Consider the following 23,578-nt stretch of genomic DNA (forward strand, 5'->3'; position numbering starts at 1 on the left):
CCTGCCACGCTCGGACTCGGGCGGTGGTAGAGGGTGACTACCGGATTTCCGGGATCCGCTCGGTCAGGACGCGGGATCGGGCTGCGCTTCGCCGGCGAGGAACTTCCCGACCAGTCGGTGCGCGTAGTACTGAGTGAGGCTCATGTCGAGCTGGGGCTCGACCTGGTCCGGATCGGCCCCGCGCGACATGAGAGCCTCGAAGATGCGGGAGAGGTCGTGGACGAGCTCTGGATTCAGCGGGCGATCGTCGTTCCGTTCCGGCTGGTCATCGCGGCGCCGAGGAAGCACGTCGTTCGCCGTCAGGGCAGCCCGCCCGAGCGGGGTGGCACCCTTCGAGTCCACAGCGTCGACGACGGCACCCGCGTCGAGCAGTGCCACCAGCGTCTCGAAGGCCTCGTCGGCATCCGCGCCGCTGTTCCTGACGCGCCACTCCTTCTCAGAGTCTTTGTTGATCGTCATCTTGACCCAGCGCGACCGCATCACCGCGGCGACCGCCGCATCGTGGAGCACCGATTTCGCCCACCCACTGGGCGAATCCGTGTCGGCGAAGTTCGCGTCGGCGCCGTTCTCGAGCAGGAACCTCGCAAGAGCGAAGGCTCCCGTGCGAACCGCGACCTGCATAGCGGACTGGCCTGCGTACTGCTTCGGCTGCCCTGTGGCGACGAGGTCGACGAGGGAAGGATCCTTCGTGATCCGGTCGCGGACCTTCTGGTCCTCGCCGTCGACGATCTCCTTGAAGATGGCCTGCATGAGGTCAGTGCCCGATGACGCCCTGGAACTCGACCATCACCTGGATCGCGGCGATCGTCTCCCGCTTCTTGAGGTTCTCCACCTTCTCCGGACCACCCAGCGAACGCAGCGGCACGAACGTGAACGACTGCTCGTACGGCAGTTCGCCATGCGCCTCCACGGCCTTCGGGAAGATGTCCCAGTTCAGCGTCATGGACAGGTAGTCCTGACCCGCCAGCTGCAGCATCTCCAGGAACCCGCTCAGCTCGCTGTTGAGACCGGAGGCACGACCCTCGCGGTACTTCAGACCCACGAAGCCGATACTCGGCTCCCACGTGATGAGGTCGGCGAGGCCCGACACCATGATGGGGATCGCGATGCCGTCACCCTGGGTCTTGCCGATGCAGTCCGCCAGCTGCGCCTCGTACACCGCGGGGTTGATCACGCGCAGGAACCCCCACGCGAAGGTGCCGTACCCGTAGGTCTCCCACAGCTCGATCACCTCGTCCGGAACGCGGCCCCTGTAGGCCTCGATGATCTCCGGCTCGACCGGCCCGTGCGACACGAAGTCCGAAATCTCGATCATGTTTTCAACCTATCGGAAGTGAATGTTCATGAAGACGGTGTTCAGGTCGACACCGGGGTTCTGCTGCATGAAGTCGATGACCGCGGCATCGAGATCTGCCACCCGCTCCTGCCACTGCCTGCCGAGCGACGAGTTCACGTTCCCGTCACCCACGCGGGGGACGTCGGTGGGGTTGCCGCCCGCGATTCCGTCCAGACGGTGCAGAGCGGCCTGCGTCTCCATCCACTGGTCCACGAACCTGTTCGCGGTCGCCAGATCCAGTCCCGGATTCTCACGCATGATCTCTCGGAGCGCGTCATTGTGCGCGGCGTCGCGAACCAGCTCCTGCTCCACGACCGAGTCATGGGGTCGCCCATTCCTCAGATAGTCGACGCGGTTGAGGACCCAGTCCGCCATCGATGTGTTCTCGAGCGTATCGATCTGCTCGTTGAGCTGGTCGTTGAACTGCTCGGGACGGTGCTCCGGGTTCTGGGTGAACCGTCGTGTCGTCACATCGATGTGGCGCGCATCGGCGTCGTACCGGTCGATCGATCGGACGCTGCCCTGGTTGCCCCGCGCCTTCGTGCGCAGCTTCCGAGGGATGTCCGCCAGCGCCTTGAGGTTCGGGGACGCATCTTGGAGCGCCCTCATGATCGGTCGCGCGAGCTCGTCTCCCACTCTTCCCATGGTTCAGTCCCCCGTGATGTTCAGGCCGGCGAGGTCGGCACCGAGCCGCTCGATCAGCTCGTCGATGTCAGCAGCCTGGATGTCCAGATCGGACTCGGCCTGCTCCAGCGCCTGCAGGTCGGCGTAGAACTCGTCGGAGTCGCCGACGGCGGCCTCGACCACGGGCGCGTCCAGCGCGGCCATCACCAGCCCCGGCAGCTCCTCCGCCAGCGGTTCGATCACCATGGGCAGGATCTGGTTCAGGGCCTGCTCGAGCGCGATGTCGACGGCCGCGTTCAGCAGCTTCTTCTTGACGATGACCATCAGGCCCGCCCCGGGCGCCGTGAACGGGTTCGTCAGCATGGCCACCAGCGCGATGGCCGTCGTGGTGAGGTCGGCGATCACCTTCATCTTCAGGGCGAAGACGACGCCCGCCCCGACCTCGAGCCCTGCCGGCACCGGCCCCAGCGCGTCGAGAAGCTTCTGCAGGTTGTTGGAGCGGTTGCTGTTCCACGCGGCGACGAAGGCAGGACCCGCTTCTCCGCGCATGGCGGCCGCCATATCGCCGTTGATCTTCCGATCCACGGCCTGGATCCGATCCTCGAGCTCACCCGTGAAGGTGCTGACGATGTCGCCCGCCCGACGGAGTTCATCCTCATCGACATCCGGCCACTCGAAGCCCAGCTTCTCCATGATCCAGATCAGATCGTTCGGCAACATCATTCCCATGGCAGCACCTCCGCCATGAGGTTACCCAGCCGGGACGGCGCAGCGCGATGGGTAGATCAACCCACCGTCATCGGGTCAGATCGAGCTCGCGGAGTGTGTACGACTCAGGCACCCTGTCGGTCTGGAGGTAGGCAGAGAAGACGTCGGCCGCCTCGTCGGCGGTGAACACCTCGTTCGGGTACACGGTCGCGCTGTGACGTCCGTCGTCCCAGTGGATCACCTCGGTCGGGGCTCCGACTGGTTGATCGCCCGGCTTCCCGACCACGTATTGGTGCGCAGTGCCTTTCGCGTCCAGCATGCGCACCTCGACGGTCATGGCTTGCGCGGTTCCCGCACTCTGCACGTACTCGTCGGACAGCGGGATGTCCTCCAGGAAGTCGGTGCCCGCGGGGGCGCGCCACAGGCTGTATGCCCAGAAGGACGCGCCGTTCAGCCGGTTCAGGGCGAAGCGGATCGCGTCCGGATACGGACGCACGCTGTCGATGAGCGGGCCCCGACTGTATCCGTTGGACTCCACCACATGGGTGTGACGGCTCATGGATCTCCTGGTCCGGTGCTCGGGTCTCACGCCTCGGCGCCGGGCAGCACGACGGTGACGGCCGTGCTCAGTCCCGCATCGAAGTCGAAGCGCAGATAGCGGTCATCCACCAGGTAGAGATCCATCTGCTGGCTCGTCTGTCGCGGGGTCCCGAAATGCGCCCCGATGGTGTCGCGGCTCGCCGGCAGGGCCAGGCCGGCGATCAAGAGCTCGGGCGTCGGATAGCCGGGCTTGCCGTCCTCCGCTCGGAGCTTGATGAGCGCGCCCACCAGCACGTCCTGCGTGAACTGGAGCGTGACACCGGTTCTGGCCGAATCCTCGTACTGCCACATCGCACCGCCGCGCTCCTCGTCGTAGGACTCGGTCGCCGGACCGGCGAGCCCGATCACCGCCATGTGCGCCGAGGAGAACATCGGGTGGCCGACAGCGCGCATGAAGACGGCGAGGTCGCCCTCGACGGTCTCCGCCCCCTCGACCTCATCGGCCGCGGCCTGCGGAGCGTCGCCGCCGACCACCTCCTGCATGACGACGAGCATCTTGAGCGCGTCCCCGTCGAAGTCGAACTGCACGAATCCGGGGTCTACCTGATACCGCACGAATGACTCTGTCGAGCGAAGCGGTGCGCCGAGCGCCTGCACGACAGCGTCGGATGACGCATCGGAGCCGACTCCGGCGACGAGGCTCTCCCATCCGCCGTAGATGCCCTGATCCGGGGTGTCGGTCGCGTAGACGAAGACCGTGGTGAGCACGCCGTCCTTCAGCAGGAAGTCGACGCCGCGATCCGTCATGACAAGGTACTTCTCCGGCACGCCGCCGTCGTCGAACACCTCATCCTCGTGCGGACCGCCGACGAACGCCAGAGCCTCCTCCAGGCGCGGATCTCCTTCCCGTGCGCCGAGGGCGTTCAGGAAGGTGAAGACGTCACCCTGGATCATCCGATACCTCGGTTTCCTAGCGCGTCATGGGTCCTACCGGTCACTTCTGAGTCTCGGGGTGGAAGAAGGCACCCCAGTCACCGAAGTCCGGAATTCTGGTCCAGTTGGCGGTCACCTCGACGTTGCGGAACTCGCGCGTCTCCACGTCCGCGGGCTCGCCGAAACCCCGTTTCGTGACCCGTTCTTCCTTGCCGTAACCGTCGGGACCGAATGTCATCGTCACGTTGCCCACGGACGCGTTCCTCAGATAGAAGCGCAACTCGTCCGGATAGGTGTACCCCGTGATCGCGCTCAAGAAGACCCGGCTGTCGTCGCCGTCGTAGTGCGCTGAATCGGACGGGGTGTAATAAGCGCGCCAGGTGTAGGCGACGTCGACGCTTCCCTGCGCGTTCAGCTTGTGCATCTCCACCCCATTGGCCCTCGGGCACATCTGCAGGTAGGCGTGCGGCCGCTGATCGCCGGACTGGAGCACCACTCCGAACCAGTCCTCGCGACGTGCGGCATCGAGGTCGTAGCGAGCGACGGCCTCATCAGTGGTCAACTCCTTGCTGAAGAGTCCCCATTGCTTCTTCGGGTGCTCCGGACCTGCTCCGACTCTGTCTGTGTAGATGTATCGCTCCGTCATGGTGGTCCTAGTCATACCCGTTTCCGAGGACGGATGGCGGCGATCGACTCCCGCTCAGCGCGTCAGATCGAGCTCGCGAAGTGTGTACGAATCGGGGACTTCGTCAGTCTGGAAATAGGCATAGAACAGATCGGCTGCTTCGTCCGCGGTGAACACCTCGTGCGGATAGACCGCAGTGCTGTGGCGTCCCTCGTCCCACCGGATGATCTCGGCGGGCGCTCCGGTCGGCGTCTCGCCCGGCTTTCCGACCGTGTACTGGTGTGCGACGCCGTTCTCGTCGAGCACGCGGACCTCGACGGTCAGCGCCCCTGCCGTCCCCGCACTCTGCATGTACTCGTCAGAGACGGGGATGTCCTCCAGCAAGTCGGTGCCCGCGGGGGCGCGCCACAGGCTGTACGCCCAGAACGACGTGCCGTTCAGCCGGTTCAGGGCGAAGCGGATGGCGTCCGGATACGGACGCACGCTGTCGATGAGCGGACCCCGACTGTAGCCGTTGGACTCCACCACATGGGTATGCCGAGTCATGGCACCCTCTCCAGAATGACTTGCACGATGCTGATCTGCCCGACGTTCGGCAGGTTCGCGATCGCGGGCGTCTCTACACTAACGGCTCCGTCGAACAACGTCTGCGCAGGGTTTCGGGAGGCTGAGCCGCTCTTGACCTCGATACCCGTGTAGGTGCCGTCGGCGTTCGCGAACAGGCCGTCGTAGTAGCGGATCTGGTCGCCCGTGCTCGGGTGCCGCGACGCGACCTGATCGCGAATGACATCGACGCCTTCTCGGTTGGCGACGTTGTCCAACCCGATCTGCTCACGATCAACCCACGGTCGATTGCCGTCTCCTACGAACCGACCCCGATCGTCTCGTCCATCGTTGCGAGGCGCCGGCGCGTCGCCGTCGCCCGGACGATCGGTGTCGGGACCGTTCCCGGAACCCCCGTTGCCGTTGGGGTTGTCGAACTTGTCCTGGCCGCGCACGCGGACGGCGACGTCATCGACGTGCTTCGTGATGTTGTCGGCGAGCTGGTGCAGCTTGTCCTTCGCGTGAGCGAAGCCCTTCAGCACCGACTGCTTCACCTCACGGATGATCGGCTTGATCGCACTCATCAGTCATCACCGCCGAAGTCCAACGCCTCGAACTCCGTGAAGAAGTTCGTCGTCAACGACTGGATATCCGACCCGTGCAGCTTCATCGTCGACTGCGCATCGTCCAACGCCTGCAGATCCGCATAGAACTCATCCGAATCCCCGATGTTCCCCTCGACCATCGGCGCATCGAGGATCGCGTCGATCACCGCGGGCAGCTTCTCCGCCATCGGCTCGATCAGCATCGGCGCCAACTGGTTCAACAACTGCTCCACCGCGATGTCCACCGCCGCGTTCAACAGCTTCTTCTTGATCAAAAGCATCGGCCCCGCGCCCGCTGCCGTGATCGGGTTCGTGAGCATCGCGACCAGCGTGATCAGCGTCGACGACACATCGACGATGACCTTCATCTTCAACGCGAAGATCGCATCCGCACCGACATCCATCGCGGTCGCGGCCGGCGGCATGATGTCGATCAGCTGCTGCAGGTTCTGCGAACGGTTCGTGTTCCACGCGGACATCGTCGCCGGACCCGTCTGCCCCCGAAGCGCCCCACCCAGGTCACCGTTCACCTGACGGTCCACCGCCTGGATCACATCCTCCAGATCCGACCCGAAGTTCCGCACCAGGGTCGCACCCTTGCGCACTTCGTCCTCATCGATATCCGGCCACTCGAAACCGAGCTTCTCCATCACCCAGACAAGCTCATTCGGCAACATCATTCCCACAGCGACACCTCCTGCACAGACTGTACGTGGGAGTCACTCATCCCCACCATGGGCAGCGCTCCCCCGACCAGGGAAGGATCATCTCCCGTCGGGACGCTCGATCTCGACGCTCGTGAAGCGCGAGCCGGGAATCGACGTGACCTCGACGGTCGCCCCGTCGAGGGAACCCGGCGCCAGCCCGAACCGCGCCTCCAGCTCGCTGTTGCTCAGGCCACTGAGATCCGAGGCTTCGCTCGCGGGTGCGAGGAAGCGCATGTCTCCCTGCGCCGTCTCGCCGTACTTGTCGGGGCTGTCCTGCCCGATCGCGTCCTCGTAGAGCTCCTCGACCAGCTGCTTCGGTGCCTTCTTCGGCACGCCCTTCACCTCGTCGAGCACGTCGCCGGGAAGCCCGCGGACGTCCTTGCCCAGCGAGGTCCCGAGATCGCGGGCGGTGTCGTAGTCGGGGTCGGCGTGCTTCGGCACGTGCCCGAGCGACTCGAGACCGCGCCGCACGTCATCGCGGATGTCGTAGTCCTTCGCGTGAGAGGTGGGCGGCTTGCCGTCCCCACGATGCCGCGGCTCGTAGTCCACATTGCGCCGATCCCACCCGCGGATGACGTCGGCGTCCGCACGGTGCTTGCCGCCGCGTTTGCGGAAGGCGCTCGAGAACCCCTGCTTGAACTCGTGCCCTGCACCGTCCACCGCATCGACCAGGTCTCGCATCAGCTTCTTCAAGGACATGGGTCAGTCCCCCGAGATCTGCAGGTTGGCGATGTCGGCGAGCAGCCGGTCGGTGAGGTCTTCCACGTCGGCGGCGTGCGCGTCCATGTCGGTCGCCGCCTGATCGAGAGCGTCGAGATCGGCGAAGAACTCGTCGACATCGCCGACCGTCCCCTCCACCACGGGCGCGTCCATGAGTGCCATGACCAGCCCGGGGACCTGCTCGGCGAGGGGTTCGATCGCCAGCGGGAGCACCTCGTCGATGACCTTCTCGAGGGTGATCTCCATCGCCATCGAGAAGAGCTTCTTCCGCGCGATGATCAGCAGCGCAGCCCCACCCGCCCCGAAGGGGCCGGCGGCGAGCAGCGGGATCAGTTGAGCGAGGGTGACGGTGACGTCGACGATCACCTTCACCTTCAGCGCGAGCACGATGTCGGCGGCGATGTCGATGCCCACGGCTGCGGGCCCCAGGATGTCGAGCAGCTGCTGCACGTTCTCGGAGCGGTTGCGGTTCCAGCCGGTCACGTGCGCCGTGCCGGCCTCGCCGCGCATCGCAGACGCCAGCTCGCCGTTGATCCGACGATCGGCGGTCTGCACGAGCGACTCCATGTCGTCGCGGTAGGCACGCACGTAGACGGCGGCCTTCCGCACCTCGTCCTCATCGATGTCGGGCCATTCGAGGCCCAGCTTGTCCATCACCCAGATGAGCTCGTCCGGCAGCATCATTCCCACGGCGACCACCTCCGGCCCCGACGCTACCCAGGGAGCGGATGCCGACGCGATGGGGAGATCAGCCCATCGACCGCTTCAGGAGGTGCGGGGCGCCTCGCCCGGCACGAAGTACCGCAGGGGAGACAGGCCCGTGCGGACGATGGCGTCGCCCCCGGCCTCGAGGAACTGATCCATCGTCGCCACGCTGAGCTGCGTGCCTTCGCCGGAGCTGTCGGCGATGATGACGTTGTCGACGACGGGAAGCAACGACGCGACGCCCTTCGGCCAGGCGGCGAACGTGGTGGTGACGCCCGTGTCGAGCACGCGGATCTTGGGATCGATGTAGCGCACGTCCGGTCGCTGGAGAGCCGCCGTCTGGGCTTCGTATGCCCGCACGCTGAACAGACGGAGCACACGTTCGAACCGCATCTCGAGCGCTGGGAACCCCTGGCGCCACGGGAACGGCGCCCAGCCGTCGTCGGTGAGCACGATCGGGTGCGCGCTGACGAGCGGAGTGCCCGCGTCGTAGAGCTCTTCGGCGAGATCGAGCACCCGCACGGCAGCGGGCTCGTCATCGGCCCCGACGATCGCGAAGCGATCGCGCGCAAGCCCGAAGACGACCGGAGCACCCGCGATCCGGGCTCCCGCCAGCCGCGACGGATCGATCAGAACAGCGGATGCCGTGGCCTCATCCTCGATGACGATGAGGCCTTCGGCGGCATCCGGGAGAGCGCTCGCGGTGGCCACCGCCGACGCCACGACATCGGCGAAAGGCTGCGGCCATCCCTCGGCCTGCCCCTCGGTGACTGCCGCGCGGTCTCCCGCCTGGTCGAGTCCCACGAAGAGCTCGCCGCCGGCGTACTGGACACGAGGGTGCGCCTCGCCCGGTGCGGTGATCGCGAGCACCCCGAGCTCGTTCGCGCCATAGACCCGCGGGACGACGCTCACGTCCAGCCCCTCGAATGCCATCGACATGCGCTGCGGTCCTCTCCTCGGCTTCTCATCAGACTATCCGGCGCGGGTGGCGCGCTGAGCCGGTCTCGACCGCCCATGCGTCGGTCACCGGGAGGACGCCAGCGCCACGACGTCAGTCCAGGACCAGGCGATGTCGACCGGCTCGTCCGTGGGTCGCTCCGCCGTCTCGGGCGATGCCACCCATCCGCTCGGCACGATGTGGAGCGCATGGGTGAGCGTCCCGGCATCCGGGTCGCCCGAGACGACGAAGACCACCGCGAGACCCGACTCCGGCCGCCAGACGCCGGCACGCGTCGCCCCGGCCGCCACGAGCTGCGATCGATACGAACGCACCCCCGACGGCGGCGCGTCCGCGAGGTCCAGGCTCACCCGACTCCCTGCGCGGTGCTCGAGGGCCCACCGGACGCTGTTCGACAGCTCCACCAGCTCGGCACGCACATCCGCCTGATACTCCAGGGCCGCTCCCTGCGCACCGAGCGGGATGATGGTCGCCGCCCCGCGCTGCAGCACCGGAACCCGCGATTCCACGACCGCATCGGTGGCTGTGCCGCGACGCAGGATCCCGTCGACGATGTCGATGATCTGGCGGGCCGAGGCGAGGACGACAGCACCGGTACGCAACGACGCCTCGCCGAACACGTCCTCGGTCGTGAGCGGTGCCGCGCCGCGGGCACGGCTGCGTGCGTAGAGCTCGGCAGCTTCCCGAGGTCCGAGACCCGCGAAAGCCGCAGCGTCGAGGTCGTCGGCGTCGCGCAGGCCGAGAACAGTGTCGAGCGCGGGGGCCGGCCGCTCGATCAGCGCTTCCGGAACGGATCGGAAACCGGTCGCCTGGTCGTCCTCGGCGCGCGGAGCGATGGTCTCGATCCGCATCGCCCCGCCGGGATACGCGTCCCACTCGACCTGATAAGCCGTCGGGCCCTGACCGCCGTCCTGTTCGAACCGCGCCTCGCCGCCGGCCATCCGCACCCGATCGCCGTCCTGCACCCAACGCTCGCTCCGCACGCGGCGACCGTCGGCGGCGTACTCGTTGACGACGTAGTCCCGACCGCGCCGGGCCGTGAGCGACCAGGGCACGACAGCGCCCGCTTCATGCTCAGGGACCAGATGGATCTCCTCCCCGGCTGCCCATCGCGTCTCGGCATCCTGCGCGCTGATCTGCGGCACCCCGGACGTCCGACCGAGCCGGTCATCGAACGGATGCAGCGCGACCGTGCCGTCCGGAAGGCCGGCGTCGCCCGGGCTCTGCTTCTTGCGGAAGATCATGGCGCGGGTCACCGCAGCTCGTAGTTGCCGCCGAACGTTCCCGGCCAGGATGCCGGTCCGCCGCCGCCGTTGCGCGATCCGGTGGCGGTGTCGGGCATCGTGATCACGCCCTCGGGCACACCCGTCGGAAGATAGCCGCCGGGGAGCCAGTTGTCGTTCGCGCCGTTCTCGCGCCCCGACGGAACGGTGAGCCCGTTGAGTTCATCGGGCGAGAAGTGGCGGATCTCGATCTGGAGCGGGTTGCCGGCGTCGTCGCGCAGCGATCCCCGGTCGAACCCGAGCAGGTCCTCGAGCTTGTCGGTGTCATGCCCCGCCTCGTTGAGCACCCGGTCGAGGTCTTCGGTCGGGAAGACGAAAGCGTCGTGGTCGGCTTGCGCGGGCCCGTAGTTGTTGAGGGAGTCCGAGACGTAGATGCGGCTCGCACCGTTGTCGAACCGCGCGAGGTGCCGGTCGATGTAGTCCTTGCTCAGGTAGTCCTCGGGGTCGGGACGGTCGCTCTTGTGGTCGTGGTCGTACCGCCCGCCGGGGGTGTAGTCGCCCGGCTGGGTCGACGAGTTCCGGTCCCAACCCCCGCGCAGCGCCCACGGCGCATCCCTGCCCTCGAACTTGTCCTGGCCGCGCACCCGCTTCGAGACGTCGTCGACGTGGTTGAGCATGTTGTCGGTCAGCTGGTGCAGCTTGTCCTTCGAGTGGGCCATGCCCGAGAGAACCGCCTGCTTCACCTCGCGGATGATCGGCTTGATCGCGCTCATCGGTCGATTCCCCTCATTTGACCAGATACGTGTAGTAGTTGCGGAGCCCGGTGATCGCGGCATCCGACAGCTCCGGATGCCTCTCACGCATCACGCGTTCGAGCTCGTCACCGATCTCGCTGAGGGACATGCCCGCCCAGTCGATCCGGGTGCTGATCGTCTCGTCTAGCATCGCACGTACCTGCTCGCGCATCCCGGATGAGCCGTACCGTGCCTCGAACGCGGCCTCGTTCTTCCCCGGATAGTTCGTGAGGTGGACCACGATGGCCTCGCTCAGATCTGTGTTCTGGTCCGTCACGGCTGGGTTCCTCTCGCCCCGTACGCGGCCTCGTAGGCCGCGAGATACTCGCTCCCCAGCCGCAACCGCACGTACTCGTCGATGGCCTTCAGCGCTTCCCGAACCTGGTCCCGAGTGCCGCGGATCGACAGCCGCTGCCCGAGGATCTCGGACACCGACGCGTCTCCGCCCAAGAGGATGCCGAATCCCCAGCTACCGCTGCCGTAGTCGTCGTACGAGCCGCGCACGGCGAAGGCGTCGTACAGGACGAAGGTCAGTTCGACATCCGACCTCTTGTACCTCTTCGTCGCAGCGGGGAGATGCGCGAGAACCAGGTCGAGCACATCGTCAACGGTCATGTCGTCATGCGGCATCTGTCACTCCTCCGTCGAAGTCGGGTCTGGTCCTGCACGCTACCGCCACCCGATCAGAAGAACGCATGGTAGGACCACCGCCAGGAGAGAGCGCGAAGAGCCTCAGCACCCAGGCCGGGGCGGATCTTCTCGAATTCGATGCCGAAGAGAATCGACTTGTCCTGATCGCCGAAGGCCTCTCTGCGGATGTTCAGGGCGTCGCTGGCCTTCACGATCTGTTTCACCTCGCCGAGGAGTGCTTCGGCGTCGGGCACGTCCATCGCGAGGACCGCCGCGTCATCGGCTCCCGGCGTACGCCGCGAGCCGTATCCGACGTACGCGATGATCGCGGCGGTGAGCGTGGCATCCATCATCGTGCGCGCTTCGCTCAGGCTCATGCGGGGTTCGATGATCGACGCCAGGACTCGATGCGTTCTCGTTGCGCTGCCATCTGCTCCGCGAAGGTCACGATCTCGTCGAGCGCCGCGGCCGCGAAGGTCACGACCGGCTCCGGTTGCGCATCTTCAAGCGATTCCGGGTGCCTGTACACCACGAGGGCGCCGGCCTCGCCCTGCATTCCGCTGGGAAAGCAATGCACGGAGGCGCCTTGAACCGCCACCCTCCACCCCAGAGGCTCGTACTGTTCACGCGCTCGCTCGAAGGCCCAGAACGCGTCTGCGCCCACGCCGGTGAACACACGCTGGTCGAACTCGACCGAGACCGTGTACTCCCTGCCGTTCGGGCGATCGAAGTCCTGCACCACGGCGATAGTCGCGGGAACAGAGACATCACCCGCAGCAGCGATGATGCCGTCGTAGGTCAGGTTCTTCATCAGTTCTCACCCGTTCGCGCCCGATGCCGAATCGCCTCGTACAGCCGCTCGGTCTCCGCCCGCTGCACGGCCACCGTGGTCACCGACGCGGGATCCACCGGCTCGAACGTGTCCACGAGATCCCCCACGCTCTCGGACGTCATCCGATACGCGCGCAGACCGCCGCCCTGGTCACGGGCCATTCCACTCGGCCATACATCGGCCTGCGCACCCGCTACGCCGATCCGCCAGCCGAACGGCTCGAGCTCTTCCCGTACGAGACAGAGCGCCTCGAAGGCGTCGTCCGCGCGTGCTTCCGCCGTGCCGAATCCGGAGCTGCGTACCTCCACGACCCAGGAGAAGGGCTCCTCGTACCGCCACGATGCAGTGGCGTCTCGCACGATCCCTTCGCGCATCACCTGGATCCCGCGCGACCCTGCCGTCATGCTTTCGGGATGTCTGCGGGGTCGATGACGGGTGTCGTCATGTGCGTCTCTTCCTCCCGAACGATCCCTCGTGTGAACAGAATGTCCTGACCATCGAGTCAGGCCATGGGCGGGCGTGTCGGCATTGTCCGACTCACCCGCTCTCGATTGTCGGCGGATCAGGGAACGCGATCCCGAGCCCCTGTTCGAGGCGATCGAGGTCGGGGAGTTCTCGCGTCGCCTGCGCCCGAGTGATCACCTTGGGGTGACTGAACGCACCGACCTCCCAGTACGCGCCACAGTGGCGGCAGCGGCGGATCTCTGCCATGAACTCGTCGCTGACGCCGAGCGTTTCCGCCCGTCCGAGACCCGTGACCCAGAATGCGGAGCAGATCTCGCAGGCACCAGGACGAGCCATGCTCAGTCCACTCGCCGCGAACGTATCTCGTCGAGCAGCCCTACATCGATGCCGAAGCCTGAGGACGACGTGCGTACGAGAATCGCATAGCCGGGAGCAGTGCCGCGAACGACGTCAGCACCTCGCATCGAGACCGCGTAGGATGCGAGATCGGTCACCTGTCCCACCGTCGCAAGGCTGTCGCACACGAGCATGTGCGAAACCCCGTCGATCTCGACGATGACCGGCTCAACGGGGCCCTTGCCGGGTTCTGTACCGCTGGGGAGCACGACGACGGCTTCGAGAAACGCGTTGATGAGGGCATCGTGCTCGGATTGTCCTCCGTCTGCAGCCTTGAGGGCCAGTGCATCGAGGAGCGTCGTCTGGGGTCCGCCGTCACCTGCCATAGACACCGACAATATCCCAAACTCCGCCATCCTTGAGCTCGAAGACCACCGTCCCCGTCTCCAGCGAACTCCCCGACGGCACCACGAACTCGCGCGTCGGATTCTGGAAGTGCTCCCCACCGATGTTCACGGCAGTCTGCCCGCCAGGAAGATAGTGCTCGTATCCGCCGGCGTCCTGCGCCGTGGGTGCCCACTGCGGAAGGTGATCGACAGGAATCATGGCACCGTATACCGGCTCACCATTGCGCCACGCGTTCATCACGCTGGGCGCCATGCCGCTCTCGATGGCAGCGTCCAGCGAATCGCTCACGTTGACCGCATCTTCGGCAGGCATCATGAAGACCGGATCACCGCCCGGCGCACCGAGCGTCGCGTTGTCGCGCGTGTAATACGTCAGTTGTTCCTGTCCGAAGAATCGCACACCGTGCGTGTAGTGCGGTCCGCCGGAAGTGCTCGAGCCACCGCCGTTGCCACCCGGCCCGTCGAACTTGTCCTGGCCGCGCACGCGGACTGCGACGTCATCGACGTGCTTCGTCATGTTGTCGGCGAGCTGGTGCAGCTTGTCCTTCGCGTGAGCGAAGCCCTTCAGCACCGACTGCTTCACCTCACGGATGATCGGCTTGATCGCACTCATCAGTCATCACCGCCGAAGTCCAACGCCTCGAACTCCGTGAAGAAGTTCGTCGTCAACGACTGGATATCCGACCCGTGCAGCTTCATCGTCGACTGCGCATCGTCCAACGCCTGCAGATCCGCATAGAACTCATCCGAATCCCCGATGTTCCCCTCGACCATCGGCGCATCGAGGATCGCGTCGATCACCGCGGGCAGCTTCTCCGCCATCGGCTCGATCAGCATCGGCGCCAACTGGTTCAACAACTGCTCCACCGCGATGTCCACCGCCGCGTTCAACAGCTTCTTCTTGATCAAAAGCATCGGCCCCGCGCCCGCTGCCGTGATCGGGTTCGTGAGCATCGCGACCAGCGTGATCAGCGTCGACGACACATCGACGATGACCTTCATCTTCAACGCGAAGATCGCATCCGCACCGACATCCATCGCGGTCGCGGCCGGCGGCATGATGTCGATCAGCTGCTGCAGGTTCTGCGAACGGTTCGTGTTCCACGCGGACATCGTCGCCGGACCCGTCTGCCCCCGAAGCGCCCCACCCAGGTCACCGTTCACCTGACGGTCCACCGCCTGGATCACATCCTCCAGATCCGACCCGAAGTTCCGCACCAGGGTCGCACCCTTGCGCACTTCGTCCTCATCGATATCCGGCCACTCGAAACCGAGCTTCTCCATCACCCAGACAAGCTCATTCGGCAACATCATTCCCACAGCGACACCTCCACAGATGACTCTACGAGTCGCGACCGCATGGTCGCGATGGGGAGAACAACCCACTGTGCCAGGCTCACGGAACCGACTCCCACTGTGAGACGCCGTAGGTGAGGGGGGCCGCGGCACCGGTGCGCGGCGCGATTCCCGTCACAGAACGATCGATGATCGTCGCCCGGGGGTTCATCGCGATGGGCAGCGCGACGGCAGCGCGGACGATGGTCGCCTCGATCTGCGCGAGAAGGTCTCTCGCTTCGTACACGTCTGTGGTCTGCGCGAGCTCCGCGATCAGCGCATCACGGTCGGGGTCGACGTTCCCGGTGACGGATGCCGCGCCCTGGCTGCCCCACTGATCGAGGATCTGCTCCGGGGTCTGCGGCACCGGCACGCGGGCGATCACGGCATCCCAGGCACCCGCCGCGAGCGCGGCGTCGAAGTCCGAGCTGCCGCAGTCGGCAATGCTCCAGCCGGCCTCCGCGGCGACTTCCCCCAGGGCGACGAAGGCCCCGGTGGCGAACTCGCTCCCGGTGTCGTACAGCACGCATACCGATGATCCCGCGGCGATCCCGGCGCTCTCGCGCTCCAGCGCGGCGTCATCGGCCGGCGTGCCCAGTGCGGCCGTGAAGCCGGAATCCTCGCTGACGATGTCGTAGGCGCGGGACCCCGGCGCGGTCACCATCGACGTGGTGCCTGTGTAGGCGGTCGCCCACACCCCTGAGCCCCGCTCGGTGAGCGACGTCGCCGGTATCGCACGGAGGAAGGCGGCCCGGGCCTGCGGCTCGGTGAAGAGTCCGGTCGGGTCCAGCATCAGCGCCCAGAGGGTGCCGTCGTGCCGCGTGTCGACCGTGAAGTCCTGGCGCTCGAGCTGCCGGATGATCTCGCGGTTGGCCGTGGTGGGGGCGACCTGCGCCACGTTCAGCCGCTCGCCGACCTCCGCCTCGGGCAGGTCGCCGGCCGGCACGAGCTCGATGCGCGCGACCTTCGGCGTCACGAGGCCCCGATACGACGGGTTGGGCACGAGCGCCACGCTCTGGCCGTCGCCGTCGTCGCTGAAGCTGTCGACCCGGAAGGGTCCGCTCGAGAGCAGCAGGTCCGCCGCGAGCTTCCCGTCCTTCCCGACCTCGAAGTCCTCGTTCCATACTTCGGCGATCTTCGCGAGGGCGTCGTCGTCGCCGTCCTGGATCGCGCGGATGACGGCCTGCTTCGCCTCCATGGGGTCGTCGGTGCCGAACGCCCGGTGCCCGACGACGTGAGCGGGCACCGGCGCGGTGACGGCCCGCTGCCATCCGATGATCGGCTGCGGGAAGGTCACCTCGATCGCGCGGGCGAACTCGTCGAGCGCGGGCACTGTCGTCTCGACGGGGTCCCCGTCGGCAGCGGCATCCTCGCCGTCAGCATCCTCCGCGTCGTCGAAGTATCCGGCCGCGCCCGCCCACCCCAGGAGCAGATCGGCGGCGTCGAGGGGGATGTCGTCCGACCAGACCGGCTCGGCGAGGTCGTACCGCACGGTGAACGGGTCGTCGGAGACGATCGTGACCGTGCCGAAACCCTCGTCCGCCACGAACTCGCCGTCCACCAGATCGCCGAAGTCGCCGCGGATCGTCTCCGCGATGTCGACGTTGCCCGGAGTGGGGGATGCCGCCGCATTCGCCGAGGTGAACGCGCCCGTCCAGCCCACGGTGATCTTCGTGTCCGGCACGACCGTCTCCGGCAGCGCCGGCGTGCAGGCGGTCAAGCCCACCGCGAGCAGCACGGCGATCGGTGCCGCGACGCGGCGCACCCCCCTCATGAGCCGTCCGTCACGCGAGGTCGGTGCCGTCTTCTTCTTCGACCAGCGCGCGGAAAGGCTCGCTCTCCTCGCTCTCGAGCCAGGCGCGGGCATGCTCGAGCAGCATGGCCGGCGACTCCTCCGCCTCTTCCGGTGAGCCGAACGGTCCGATGACGTCCTCCGAGGGACGCTCGTCCGCGCGCACCACCGACTGCGAAGTCAGGTTGTACCAGTAGTAGCTCTGTGTTCCGGTCATCGCTCGTGTTCCCCTCGTCTTCCCGATCGATTCTATTCGGGGCGATCCGAACCCGCCCCTGCACAGAGAGGTCGTGGGGTCGATCTTCCGATCAACCCCACGACCTCTGTGCGCGATGGTTCAGGCGCCGCCGGCCATGCTCGAGTCGGTGTCGCGGATCTGGTCCGCCATCCGGTCGAGGGCCTGGGCCATGTCGTTCACGGCCTCGGCTGCGTCGTCGAGCGACGTCGTGAGCTCCTCGTACGCCGTGGCGTAGGCGTCGGACGCGTTCTCGGTCTTGAAGCCGTCCTGCACGAGGTCGTCGATGACGCCCTGCAGCTCCTTGAGCGTGTCGGTGACAGAGCTGCGTCCGTCACGAAGTCGCGCCGCGGCGCTTTCCATCTCGCTGTACGTTGCGCCAAAATCATGGGCCATGAGAACCGCCTCCAGTATCTTCTCGTTCAGGCCGCTCGGCCTCTTACGTCGAGGTTAGCCAACGATCCCCGATAGACAAATGGGGAGCGGTGCCCATGAGCTCGAATCGCTACCCCCGGGTCGCCGGGGCGTCGGGGACGAACGGGATCTGCATGGTCACCGTGCGGCCCGCCTGCACGAAGATCCCTCGACCGACCGGGAAGTCGGTGCGCTTGACGCGACCGAACGGAGCCTTGAAGATCGCGTCGCCGTCGTAGGTGTCAGGCTTGAGCACGATGCCCTGACGACCGGTCTTCCATTCGCCGAGCACGCCGATGCTGCCGCTGGCGCGGCTGATCTCGGCATCGGCGATCAGCATGTGGTCGCTGTTGTTCATCGCCTGCAGGAGCGCGCGCATCGGACGGTCCGCGGGGCCGTCCGCGAGGTGCGGGATGTCCTCGATGACGATCAGGATGCGGCCGCCGGAGATGTCGCTGACGACCAGCTCCGCGAGCTCCGTCGCGAGATCCTTCTCCTCCTCCGGCCGGACGGCGCTCTTCACCCACGGACGGAAGTCCTTGAGCTCGGAACGGCGCGTGCCGAAGTGGTACATCCGGATGCTCGGGTCGAACCGCTCCATCGCGACGACGAGCGCTTTCAGCGTGTTCGTCTTGCCGGATGCCGGGGGGCCGGAGATCACGAACGACCCGATCGGCTCGAAGCCGTGCGCGGACAGCGTGTCGTCCGCGACGCCGAACACCGGCATCCCGTCCATCTTCGTGGGCATCTCGGACGACAGGACCATCGTCGGCAGCGCCCCGATCTCGGGCAGATCCCGCACGCCGCTCTCGCGGAGCTTGTCGGCCAGCACGCCGAGGGCCTTGGTCTGCTCGACCACGTTGAGCGTTCCGCCGAGCGCGGCGATCTGCGCCTCGTGGCCGTCGACGATCGCACGACCCGGCGCCGACTGCTCGTCGAGCACGTCGCGCGGTGCGCCGAGCAGCATGTACTGGCTCGGGTCGCCCATGCGGAGCACGATACGGCGCGAGATGTTCGCGGCGACCGCGCTGGGGACGGCATTCCCGCGGTCGGCGGTGATGACCGTGTGCACGCCCAGCGTGCGGCCCTCACCCAGGATGCGCATGAACATGCGGTAGAACGCGTTGCGGCCTGCCGTGACCTCCCAGTCCTTCTTGAACTCGGGGTAGTTGTCGATCAGGAGCAGGATGCGCGGCATCCGCGGATCCCGCAGCTCCCGGTACTCCTGCACCGACGCCGCACTGGCCGCCGAGAACGCGGCGGCACGACGGTCCATCTCGCCGTCGAGCGTGCGCAGCAGACGCTGGATGCGCTCGACATCGGCGCCGTCGACGACCGAGCCCACGTGCGGAAGGACGTTGAGCGCCCCCAGCGCACCCGAGGCGAAGTCGAGGCAGTACACCTGCACGCGCCCGAGGTCCGGTCGCATGCCGGCCGCCGTCGCGATCGTCTTGAGCACGGTCGACTTGCCCGATCCGGAGGTGCCGTAGATCACCAGCGAGCCGTCGCGGTCGGGCGCGAACACCGCCGACTGCTGCAGCTGCTTCTCCGGCACGTCGACGAGGGCGAGCGGGATGCGCGTGTCGCCCTCGTTCGGCAGGTCGTGCAGGTCGACGAGAGGCGCCAGGTCGTCGAGCCACGGCCGGCGAGGACGCGGGAGCGCCGCGGTCTCACTGGCTCGGATCAGCGTCGAGACGATGCGCTTCTGGTCGTTGGGACCGAGGTCGGCCTCGTGCGCGTCGGAGTCGGCGGGCAGATCCGGCTCCCACTCCGCCGCGGAGCCGAAGCGCAGCGGTGCCACGCGCACCTCGGCGGCCGCTCCGTCTTCGTCCGTGGTCCAGCCGCCGGCATACGCCGACTGGAACGGCACCAGACGGCCGGGACCGGTCTTGGCGATGGCGCGGCCGGGGATCGACGCGGGGAAGGTCGCGGCGACGCCGTCGTCGACGACGTCGCGGGAGTCCGCCTCGTCGGCCATGCGCAGGGCGATGCGCAGGTTGGTGTTCGCGCGCAGGTTGTCCTTGATGACGCCGGCCGGTCGCTGCGTCGCCATGATCAGATGGATGCCGAGCGAACGGCCGCGCTGGGCGATGTCGACGACGCCGTCGACGAACTCCGGCATCTCGGATGCCAGGGCGGCGAACTCGTCGATCACCAGGACGAGAGCCGGCGGAACATCGGGGTCCTGCCGCTTCTCGAGCTCGATCAGGTCTTTCGCCTTCTTGCGGTTGAGCAGGTGCTCGCGGTGCTGCAGCTCGGCTCGGAGGCTGGTCAACGCGCGACGAACCAGGTGCGGGCTCAGGTCGGTCACGAGTCCGACGCAGTGCGGCAGCTCGACGCAGTCGGCGAACGCCGATCCGCCCTTGTAGTCGACGAACAGGAACGTGACGCGGTCCGGGCTGTGCGCGGCCGCCATGCCCAGCACCCAGGCCTGCAGGAACTCGGACTTTCCGGCGCCGGTCGTTCCACCCACGAGCGCGTGGGGTCCCTGCGTGCGCAGATCGAGGGCCATGGCATCGCTGGCGCCCTGTCCGATGATCGCGCGCAGGGTGCTGGCCTTCTTCAGACGCGGCCTCGGGTTCGTGGAGCGGTCCACGATCGTGTTGTTCTGCCGCCAGCGCTCGATCACGACGTGCGGGTCCTCGGCGATCGCCGGGTCGACGAGCTGCAGGAACATCACCGCACCCGGGATGTCGGAAGCGTCGTGCACGGCGGTGCTGGCATCCAGCACGGGTGCCAGGCGTCGCGCGAGCATGTGCATGTAGGCGTTGGACACGCCCTCGACGCGCACGTGCTCGAAGTACTCGCCGTTGCGGACGAGGCCGACCTGCGCGTCCTCCAGCCCTGCGGTCACGTCGATGTAGCTGCGGCACACGGCGGGCAGCGACTCGACCGTGGGCGAGACGAACACCGCGTGCACGCCGTGATCCGCGCCGCGCTCGAGCACGTCGGTGAGGCGTCCGCGATCGACCGGGGCATCGCCGCTCACGAACACGATGACCGAGAGCGGCGGGGTGCCCTGATGGTCGCCCGCCGCGCGCGAGACGTCGGTGCCGTACAGAAGCGGATTCCACTCCTCCTTGAACGGCCCGCGCGGCTCGCCCTCGCGGTCACCGGTCGCCCGCTGCACATACTCCTCGAGGCTGCTCAGCAGCGCGGCGCTCGTCGGGGCGGAATCCGCGAGCGCCATGTCGCGGAACGGACTCTTCTCGCTGGACGTGTGCGGCATCCACTTGAGCCAGTCCAGCTCGGGTGTCCATGCCGAATCGGCGAACGCCACGGCCACCACGTCGTTGGGCGCGTGCAGTCCCAGCAGCTGCACGGCGATGCCGCGCATCGTGTCGGCGACGGGTCCCTGCGGGCCGGCGATGCCGATGGATCCCGCGACCGCCAGCTTCTCGAACACCGGCACGTCGTCGACGAACTCGTAGCGCTCGCGCAGCCGGTCGACACGATCGATGAACTCGGGCAGACCGTCGGGCACCTCGGCGTCGTCGATCTTGTTCCGCGCCGGGAGCCGACAGCTGCCGAGCCGCAGGCCGAGGAAGTTCCAGTGCTCCGGCCGCCGCGTCCACAGCATGGGGCCGAGCCGCATCGCGTGGTCGTAGATCTCGGCGACGGGCGGCGCCTCCGCGTTGCGGGCGCGCTCCTCTTCGGGCTTCCCCTTGAAGAAGTCCTCTTCGAGCTGCTCGTACTGCCGCTCGAAGAGCAGCACCTCGTGCCCCTCGCTCTTCTTGCTCTGCGCCGCCTGGTTGATGATGTTGCCGAACGCCATCAGCGGGGTCATCACGATCATCAGGAGAGATCGGGGATTGCCGTTCATGGCGTACAGCGCCATGCCCATCAGGATCGGAGCGACCATGATCGGCCACGGGAACATCTTGCCGATCTTCTCCGTGGGCAGCCGCGGCACCTTGAAGAGCGTCCCGGGGAAGCGCACCTCGACGCGAGGACTGCGGTTGAAGAGCAGACCACCGCCGCGCTCGATGATCGGCTCCTCGGTCGCCGACCCGTCGAAGGAGCGCGCGAGACGCAGGACGAGGGTGGTGCCGCCGATGATGAACGGCTCGCCCTCCTCGATCCGCACGCGCTGCACGGCGACGCCGTCGACGAGCACGCCGTTGGCGGAGTTCAGGTCGACGACCTCGATGTGCGTGCCGACCTCGAGCCGCGCGTGGCGCTTCGAGACCATCGGATCCGCCAGGACGACGTCGTTGCCGGCCTCGCGGCCGAGGAACACGTGCCCCGACGAGATCGGGAACTCCTGACCGGCCAGCGTCCCGGATGTCGCGAGAAGCACGCCGGCGACGTCGCGCTGGCCCGCGAAGGAGTGGTCCGGACCGTAGTTGATGATGGATGCCGCGAACCCGGAGCCGATGGGCGCCTCGCCGATCGGGACCTCGGGCTGCAGGGGAACGAGCCGTTCGCCGTTCGGCGGCGCGACGGCGAGCGTGAGCACATCGCCCTCGGCGACCGGGATCGATCGCGTCGGGTCGGCCGTCGCGACGTGGCGCGCCACGTCGCCGGCGGTGGCGGTCGAGTCCGTCGTGATCACGATGTCGACGGGCTCGCCCTCCTGACGGTGCAGGGTCAGCTTCAGCCTCATGCGTGTCTCCCCATGCCGCTGGGCTCGCCAGCGACCCTCATCATTCGTTCACGTTCCATCACGCGCGGACCACCGCGGCCACGCGATCGCCGAGGCGGATCATGTCGCCGTCGACGGTCTGCACGGGCGTGCCCGCCGCGACGCCGTACTCGGTGCCGCCGCGGATCAGTCCCGAGCCGTTGGTCGAGCGGCAGTCGACGATCTCGAGGCCGCCGTCGACAGGGCGCACCAGCATGTGCGTCTTGGACAGCGAGCGACTGTCGTCGACCAGAGCGATCGGGCGCGCGCCGGGATGCTCCGCCGCATCCGGGTTGCGTCCGAGGAGCACGGGTTCCGCGATCAGGATGCTCTCGCCCGTGTCGAACCGCAGTCCGTAACGGACGGCAGGCTCCGGTGCGGCCGGTGCGGCCGGGGCCACGGGCGCTGCGACGGGTGCGGCCGGCGGCGCGGGAGGTGCGGCGACCGGGTCGGGGCCGGCGGCGGGTGCGGGGCTCGGCACCGGCTGCGGCGCGGGAGACGGAGCGGCGGTCGGCGCGGACGGCGGGGCCGGCGCAGGCTCGGATGCGGAAGCCGACGCGGGAGCCGGCGGTGCCGCAGGCTGAGGGGCCGGCGCAGCGCTGGAGAGGTCTGCTCGTACGACCCGGTCGCCGTCGGCGATCCGATACCCGCCGAGCACCGGCTTTCCGGCCTCGCCCGGGCCGACGTCGACGGTCGGGGCAGCGAGGGGAAGACCGACCGACGGGCGCTCGTGCGCCTGATACGGGCGCGCGACGCCGAGCACCCCCGCGCTGACGCGACTGCCCGGCCGGTAGGAGGGCTGAGCCGCGGGGTCGATCGGCGTGGCCAGCGACGGCAGGGCGGAGCGCTCCGGCGTCGGCTCGGCCTTCACGACCTTGCGGGCGACGCGCATCCGCTTCTCGTCGAAGGGGTTGAGTCCCTTGCGCACGTCGATGAGCCAGATCTTCGAGGCCTTGTCGTGCAGTCCGCGACCGCGTCCCTCGGGGTCGAACGTCGGCGAGATGAGGATGAGCGCGGGGCCGACGAGCGGCACGACGCCCGCGGCGAAGACGATGAGGAAGCGCAGCAGGACGGCGCCGACTCGCGGACGCTCCAGGGTCACCACGTTCACGCTGCGCAGTCCCGTGAGCCCCTTGCCGATCGTCCGGCCTTTGAGTCCGTGCAGGAAGAGCTGGACGATGAGGAAGATCAGGCTGAGCAGCGTCGACACCGACGCCGCGACGACGGCCAGGACGAAGTCCGGGTGGTTGACGAATCCGTACGACGAGATCGCCCCGCTCGCGAGCTTGAGCAGCAGCGGGATCGCCCCGATCCAGAGGGGCAGCTGCAGCAGCATCCAGATCGCGACGTCGATCGCCGCGGCGAGCGCGCGCCGTCCGAAGGGAGCGCGCAGGAGGCCGAGCGCCGCGGCGTACGCGGGGTCGGGGCGCCCCTGAGCATCGACCCCCTCGATCGTCTGCTGCTGCTCGTCGATTTCCCAGATCATG

At 67.5% G+C, this 23,578-nt stretch carries 29 protein-coding genes; all 29 read right to left on the reverse strand.

Features of this window, described 5'->3' with window-relative positions; all coding sequences use genetic code 11:
* Nucleotides 1-63: 63 nt before the first annotated feature.
* Entirely contained in the window at nucleotides 64-750 is a 687-nt protein-coding gene (locus ABS642_RS11690) for a hypothetical protein (RefSeq protein WP_350350185.1), read from the reverse strand.
* A 4-nt stretch (nucleotides 751-754) separates the two neighbouring features.
* Entirely contained in the window at nucleotides 755-1,315 is a 561-nt protein-coding gene (locus tag ABS642_RS11695) for a T6SS immunity protein Tdi1 domain-containing protein (protein ID WP_350350186.1), read from the reverse strand.
* Nucleotides 1,316-1,324: 9 nt separating this feature from the next.
* Entirely contained in the window at nucleotides 1,325-1,981 is a 657-nt protein-coding gene (locus ABS642_RS11700; protein ID WP_282214735.1) for a polymorphic toxin type 15 domain-containing protein, read from the reverse strand.
* 3 nt (nucleotides 1,982-1,984) lie between these two features.
* Nucleotides 1,985-2,689, reverse strand: coding sequence for a hypothetical protein (locus ABS642_RS11705; RefSeq protein ID WP_350350187.1), 705 nt, complete (start codon nucleotides 2,687-2,689; stop codon nucleotides 1,985-1,987).
* 67 nt (nucleotides 2,690-2,756) lie between these two features.
* Nucleotides 2,757-3,227, reverse strand: coding sequence for a hypothetical protein (locus ABS642_RS11710; protein ID WP_350350188.1), 471 nt, complete (start codon nucleotides 3,225-3,227; stop codon nucleotides 2,757-2,759).
* Nucleotides 3,228-3,253: 26 nt separating this feature from the next.
* Nucleotides 3,254-4,162 (reverse strand): hypothetical protein, encoded by a 909-nt coding sequence (locus tag ABS642_RS11715; RefSeq protein WP_350350189.1) that lies wholly within the window; start codon nucleotides 4,160-4,162, stop codon nucleotides 3,254-3,256.
* Between the two features lie 40 nt (nucleotides 4,163-4,202).
* Nucleotides 4,203-4,787 (reverse strand): hypothetical protein, encoded by a 585-nt coding sequence (locus ABS642_RS11720; RefSeq protein ID WP_350350190.1) that lies wholly within the window; start codon nucleotides 4,785-4,787, stop codon nucleotides 4,203-4,205.
* A 54-nt stretch (nucleotides 4,788-4,841) separates the two neighbouring features.
* Nucleotides 4,842-5,312: a hypothetical protein gene (locus ABS642_RS11725; RefSeq protein WP_350350191.1), complete on the reverse strand. Its 471-nt coding sequence runs from the start codon at nucleotides 5,310-5,312 to the stop codon at nucleotides 4,842-4,844.
* Complete coding sequence (locus ABS642_RS11730) at nucleotides 5,309-5,893, reverse strand: hypothetical protein (protein ID WP_350350192.1); 585 nt, start codon at nucleotides 5,891-5,893, stop codon at nucleotides 5,309-5,311. The genes ABS642_RS11725 and ABS642_RS11730 overlap by 4 nt, the downstream gene beginning before the upstream one ends.
* Nucleotides 5,893-6,564 carry a hypothetical protein gene (locus tag ABS642_RS11735; RefSeq protein ID WP_350353431.1) on the reverse strand — a complete coding sequence of 224 codons (672 nt, stop codon included), beginning with the start codon at nucleotides 6,562-6,564 and terminating at the stop codon, nucleotides 5,893-5,895. The genes ABS642_RS11730 and ABS642_RS11735 overlap by 1 nt, the downstream gene beginning before the upstream one ends.
* 114 nt (nucleotides 6,565-6,678) lie before the next feature.
* On the reverse strand, nucleotides 6,679-7,320 hold the full coding sequence (locus ABS642_RS11740) for a hypothetical protein (protein WP_350350193.1): 642 nt from the start codon (nucleotides 7,318-7,320) through the stop codon (nucleotides 6,679-6,681).
* 3 nt (nucleotides 7,321-7,323) lie between these two features.
* The gene (locus ABS642_RS11745) at nucleotides 7,324-8,025 is read right to left on the reverse strand and encodes a hypothetical protein (protein WP_282217534.1); all 702 of its coding nucleotides are present in this window, start codon (nucleotides 8,023-8,025) and stop codon (nucleotides 7,324-7,326) included.
* 81 nt (nucleotides 8,026-8,106) lie between these two features.
* Entirely contained in the window at nucleotides 8,107-8,985 is an 879-nt protein-coding gene (locus ABS642_RS11750) for a hypothetical protein (protein ID WP_350350194.1), read from the reverse strand.
* An 84-nt stretch (nucleotides 8,986-9,069) separates the two neighbouring features.
* Nucleotides 9,070-10,260, reverse strand: coding sequence for a hypothetical protein (locus ABS642_RS11755; protein WP_350350195.1), 1,191 nt, complete (start codon nucleotides 10,258-10,260; stop codon nucleotides 9,070-9,072).
* The gene (locus ABS642_RS11760) at nucleotides 10,257-11,000 is read right to left on the reverse strand and encodes a hypothetical protein (RefSeq protein WP_350350196.1); all 744 of its coding nucleotides are present in this window, start codon (nucleotides 10,998-11,000) and stop codon (nucleotides 10,257-10,259) included. The genes ABS642_RS11755 and ABS642_RS11760 overlap by 4 nt, the downstream gene beginning before the upstream one ends.
* 13 nt (nucleotides 11,001-11,013) lie before the next feature.
* The gene (locus ABS642_RS11765) at nucleotides 11,014-11,298 is read right to left on the reverse strand and encodes a hypothetical protein (protein ID WP_282214746.1); all 285 of its coding nucleotides are present in this window, start codon (nucleotides 11,296-11,298) and stop codon (nucleotides 11,014-11,016) included.
* Nucleotides 11,295-11,651 (reverse strand): hypothetical protein, encoded by a 357-nt coding sequence (locus ABS642_RS11770; RefSeq protein ID WP_350350197.1) that lies wholly within the window; start codon nucleotides 11,649-11,651, stop codon nucleotides 11,295-11,297. Before ABS642_RS11770 ends, ABS642_RS11765 begins: the two co-directional genes overlap by 4 nt.
* A 53-nt stretch (nucleotides 11,652-11,704) precedes the next feature.
* On the reverse strand, nucleotides 11,705-12,028 hold the full coding sequence (locus tag ABS642_RS11775; protein WP_350350198.1) for a hypothetical protein: 324 nt from the start codon (nucleotides 12,026-12,028) through the stop codon (nucleotides 11,705-11,707).
* Nucleotides 12,025-12,462, reverse strand: a complete 438-nt coding sequence (locus ABS642_RS11780) for a hypothetical protein (protein WP_350350199.1) — start codon at nucleotides 12,460-12,462, stop codon at nucleotides 12,025-12,027. The genes ABS642_RS11775 and ABS642_RS11780 overlap by 4 nt, the downstream gene beginning before the upstream one ends.
* A complete protein-coding gene (locus ABS642_RS11785) occupies nucleotides 12,462-12,842 on the reverse strand; it encodes a hypothetical protein (protein ID WP_350350200.1) in 381 nt (126 codons plus the stop codon). The genes ABS642_RS11780 and ABS642_RS11785 overlap by 1 nt, the downstream gene beginning before the upstream one ends.
* Before the next feature lie 178 nt (nucleotides 12,843-13,020).
* Nucleotides 13,021-13,284, reverse strand: coding sequence for a hypothetical protein (locus ABS642_RS11790; protein WP_350350201.1), 264 nt, complete (start codon nucleotides 13,282-13,284; stop codon nucleotides 13,021-13,023).
* A gap of 2 nt (nucleotides 13,285-13,286) precedes the next feature.
* Nucleotides 13,287-13,670: a hypothetical protein gene (locus ABS642_RS11795; protein WP_350350202.1), complete on the reverse strand. Its 384-nt coding sequence runs from the start codon at nucleotides 13,668-13,670 to the stop codon at nucleotides 13,287-13,289.
* Entirely contained in the window at nucleotides 13,660-14,304 is a 645-nt protein-coding gene (locus tag ABS642_RS11800; protein ID WP_350350203.1) for a hypothetical protein, read from the reverse strand. Before ABS642_RS11800 ends, ABS642_RS11795 begins: the two co-directional genes overlap by 11 nt.
* On the reverse strand, nucleotides 14,304-15,077 hold the full coding sequence (locus tag ABS642_RS11805; protein ID WP_350350204.1) for a hypothetical protein: 774 nt from the start codon (nucleotides 15,075-15,077) through the stop codon (nucleotides 14,304-14,306). The genes ABS642_RS11800 and ABS642_RS11805 overlap by 1 nt, the downstream gene beginning before the upstream one ends.
* Before the next feature lie 10 nt (nucleotides 15,078-15,087).
* Complete coding sequence (locus ABS642_RS11810; protein WP_350350205.1) at nucleotides 15,088-16,800, reverse strand: ABC transporter substrate-binding protein; 1,713 nt, start codon at nucleotides 16,798-16,800, stop codon at nucleotides 15,088-15,090.
* A gap of 10 nt (nucleotides 16,801-16,810) precedes the next feature.
* Entirely contained in the window at nucleotides 16,811-17,035 is a 225-nt protein-coding gene (locus tag ABS642_RS11815; protein ID WP_116634138.1) for a hypothetical protein, read from the reverse strand.
* Nucleotides 17,036-17,155: 120 nt separating this feature from the next.
* A complete protein-coding gene (locus ABS642_RS11820) occupies nucleotides 17,156-17,449 on the reverse strand; it encodes a WXG100 family type VII secretion target (RefSeq protein WP_279303202.1) in 294 nt (97 codons plus the stop codon).
* Between the two features lie 109 nt (nucleotides 17,450-17,558).
* Nucleotides 17,559-22,073 (reverse strand): FtsK/SpoIIIE domain-containing protein, encoded by a 4,515-nt coding sequence (locus ABS642_RS11825; protein WP_350350206.1) that lies wholly within the window; start codon nucleotides 22,071-22,073, stop codon nucleotides 17,559-17,561.
* Nucleotides 22,074-22,131: 58 nt separating this feature from the next.
* Nucleotides 22,132-23,577 (reverse strand): RDD family protein, encoded by a 1,446-nt coding sequence (locus tag ABS642_RS11830; RefSeq protein WP_350350207.1) that lies wholly within the window; start codon nucleotides 23,575-23,577, stop codon nucleotides 22,132-22,134.
* Between the last annotated feature and the right edge of the window lies 1 nt (nucleotide 23,578).

The sequence above is a fragment of the Microbacterium sp. A8/3-1 genome, assembly GCF_040267695.1.
GTDB lineage: Bacteria > Actinomycetota > Actinomycetes > Actinomycetales > Microbacteriaceae > Microbacterium > Microbacterium luteolum.

Excerpts from the sequence above, each read along its gene's own strand:
- ABS642_RS11690 (WP_350350185.1), bottom strand. The coding sequence starts at position 750 with ATGCAGGCCATCTTCAAGGAGATCGTCGACGGCGAGGACCAGAAGGTC.
- ABS642_RS11695 (WP_350350186.1), bottom strand. The coding sequence starts at position 1,315 with ATGATCGAGATTTCGGACTTCGTGTCGCACGGGCCGGTCGAGCCGGAG.
- ABS642_RS11700 (WP_282214735.1), bottom strand. The coding sequence starts at position 1,981 with ATGGGAAGAGTGGGAGACGAGCTCGCGCGACCGATCATGAGGGCGCTC.
- ABS642_RS11705 (WP_350350187.1), bottom strand. The coding sequence starts at position 2,689 with ATGGGAATGATGTTGCCGAACGATCTGATCTGGATCATGGAGAAGCTG.
- ABS642_RS11710 (WP_350350188.1), bottom strand. The coding sequence starts at position 3,227 with ATGAGCCGTCACACCCATGTGGTGGAGTCCAACGGATACAGTCGGGGC.
- ABS642_RS11715 (WP_350350189.1), bottom strand. The coding sequence starts at position 4,162 with ATGATCCAGGGTGACGTCTTCACCTTCCTGAACGCCCTCGGCGCACGG.
- ABS642_RS11720 (WP_350350190.1), bottom strand. The coding sequence starts at position 4,787 with ATGACGGAGCGATACATCTACACAGACAGAGTCGGAGCAGGTCCGGAG.
- ABS642_RS11725 (WP_350350191.1), bottom strand. The coding sequence starts at position 5,312 with ATGACTCGGCATACCCATGTGGTGGAGTCCAACGGCTACAGTCGGGGT.
- ABS642_RS11730 (WP_350350192.1), bottom strand. The coding sequence starts at position 5,893 with ATGAGTGCGATCAAGCCGATCATCCGTGAGGTGAAGCAGTCGGTGCTG.
- ABS642_RS11735 (WP_350353431.1), bottom strand. The coding sequence starts at position 6,564 with ATGGAGAAGCTCGGTTTCGAGTGGCCGGATATCGATGAGGACGAAGTG.
- ABS642_RS11740 (WP_350350193.1), bottom strand. The coding sequence starts at position 7,320 with ATGTCCTTGAAGAAGCTGATGCGAGACCTGGTCGATGCGGTGGACGGT.
- ABS642_RS11745 (WP_282217534.1), bottom strand. The coding sequence starts at position 8,025 with ATGATGCTGCCGGACGAGCTCATCTGGGTGATGGACAAGCTGGGCCTC.
- ABS642_RS11750 (WP_350350194.1), bottom strand. The coding sequence starts at position 8,985 with ATGTCGATGGCATTCGAGGGGCTGGACGTGAGCGTCGTCCCGCGGGTC.
- ABS642_RS11760 (WP_350350196.1), bottom strand. The coding sequence starts at position 11,000 with ATGAGCGCGATCAAGCCGATCATCCGCGAGGTGAAGCAGGCGGTTCTC.
- ABS642_RS11770 (WP_350350197.1), bottom strand. The coding sequence starts at position 11,651 with ATGCCGCATGACGACATGACCGTTGACGATGTGCTCGACCTGGTTCTC.
- ABS642_RS11775 (WP_350350198.1), bottom strand. The coding sequence starts at position 12,028 with ATGAGCCTGAGCGAAGCGCGCACGATGATGGATGCCACGCTCACCGCC.
- ABS642_RS11780 (WP_350350199.1), bottom strand. The coding sequence starts at position 12,462 with ATGAAGAACCTGACCTACGACGGCATCATCGCTGCTGCGGGTGATGTC.
- ABS642_RS11790 (WP_350350201.1), bottom strand. The coding sequence starts at position 13,284 with ATGGCTCGTCCTGGTGCCTGCGAGATCTGCTCCGCATTCTGGGTCACG.
- ABS642_RS11795 (WP_350350202.1), bottom strand. The coding sequence starts at position 13,670 with ATGGCAGGTGACGGCGGACCCCAGACGACGCTCCTCGATGCACTGGCC.
- ABS642_RS11800 (WP_350350203.1), bottom strand. The coding sequence starts at position 14,304 with ATGAGTGCGATCAAGCCGATCATCCGTGAGGTGAAGCAGTCGGTGCTG.
- ABS642_RS11810 (WP_350350205.1), bottom strand. The coding sequence starts at position 16,800 with ATGAGGGGGGTGCGCCGCGTCGCGGCACCGATCGCCGTGCTGCTCGCG.
- ABS642_RS11815 (WP_116634138.1), bottom strand. The coding sequence starts at position 17,035 with ATGACCGGAACACAGAGCTACTACTGGTACAACCTGACTTCGCAGTCG.
- ABS642_RS11820 (WP_279303202.1), bottom strand. The coding sequence starts at position 17,449 with ATGGCCCATGATTTTGGCGCAACGTACAGCGAGATGGAAAGCGCCGCG.
- ABS642_RS11825 (WP_350350206.1), bottom strand. The coding sequence starts at position 22,073 with ATGAGGCTGAAGCTGACCCTGCACCGTCAGGAGGGCGAGCCCGTCGAC.
- ABS642_RS11830 (WP_350350207.1), bottom strand. The coding sequence starts at position 23,577 with ATGATCTGGGAAATCGACGAGCAGCAGCAGACGATCGAGGGGGTCGAT.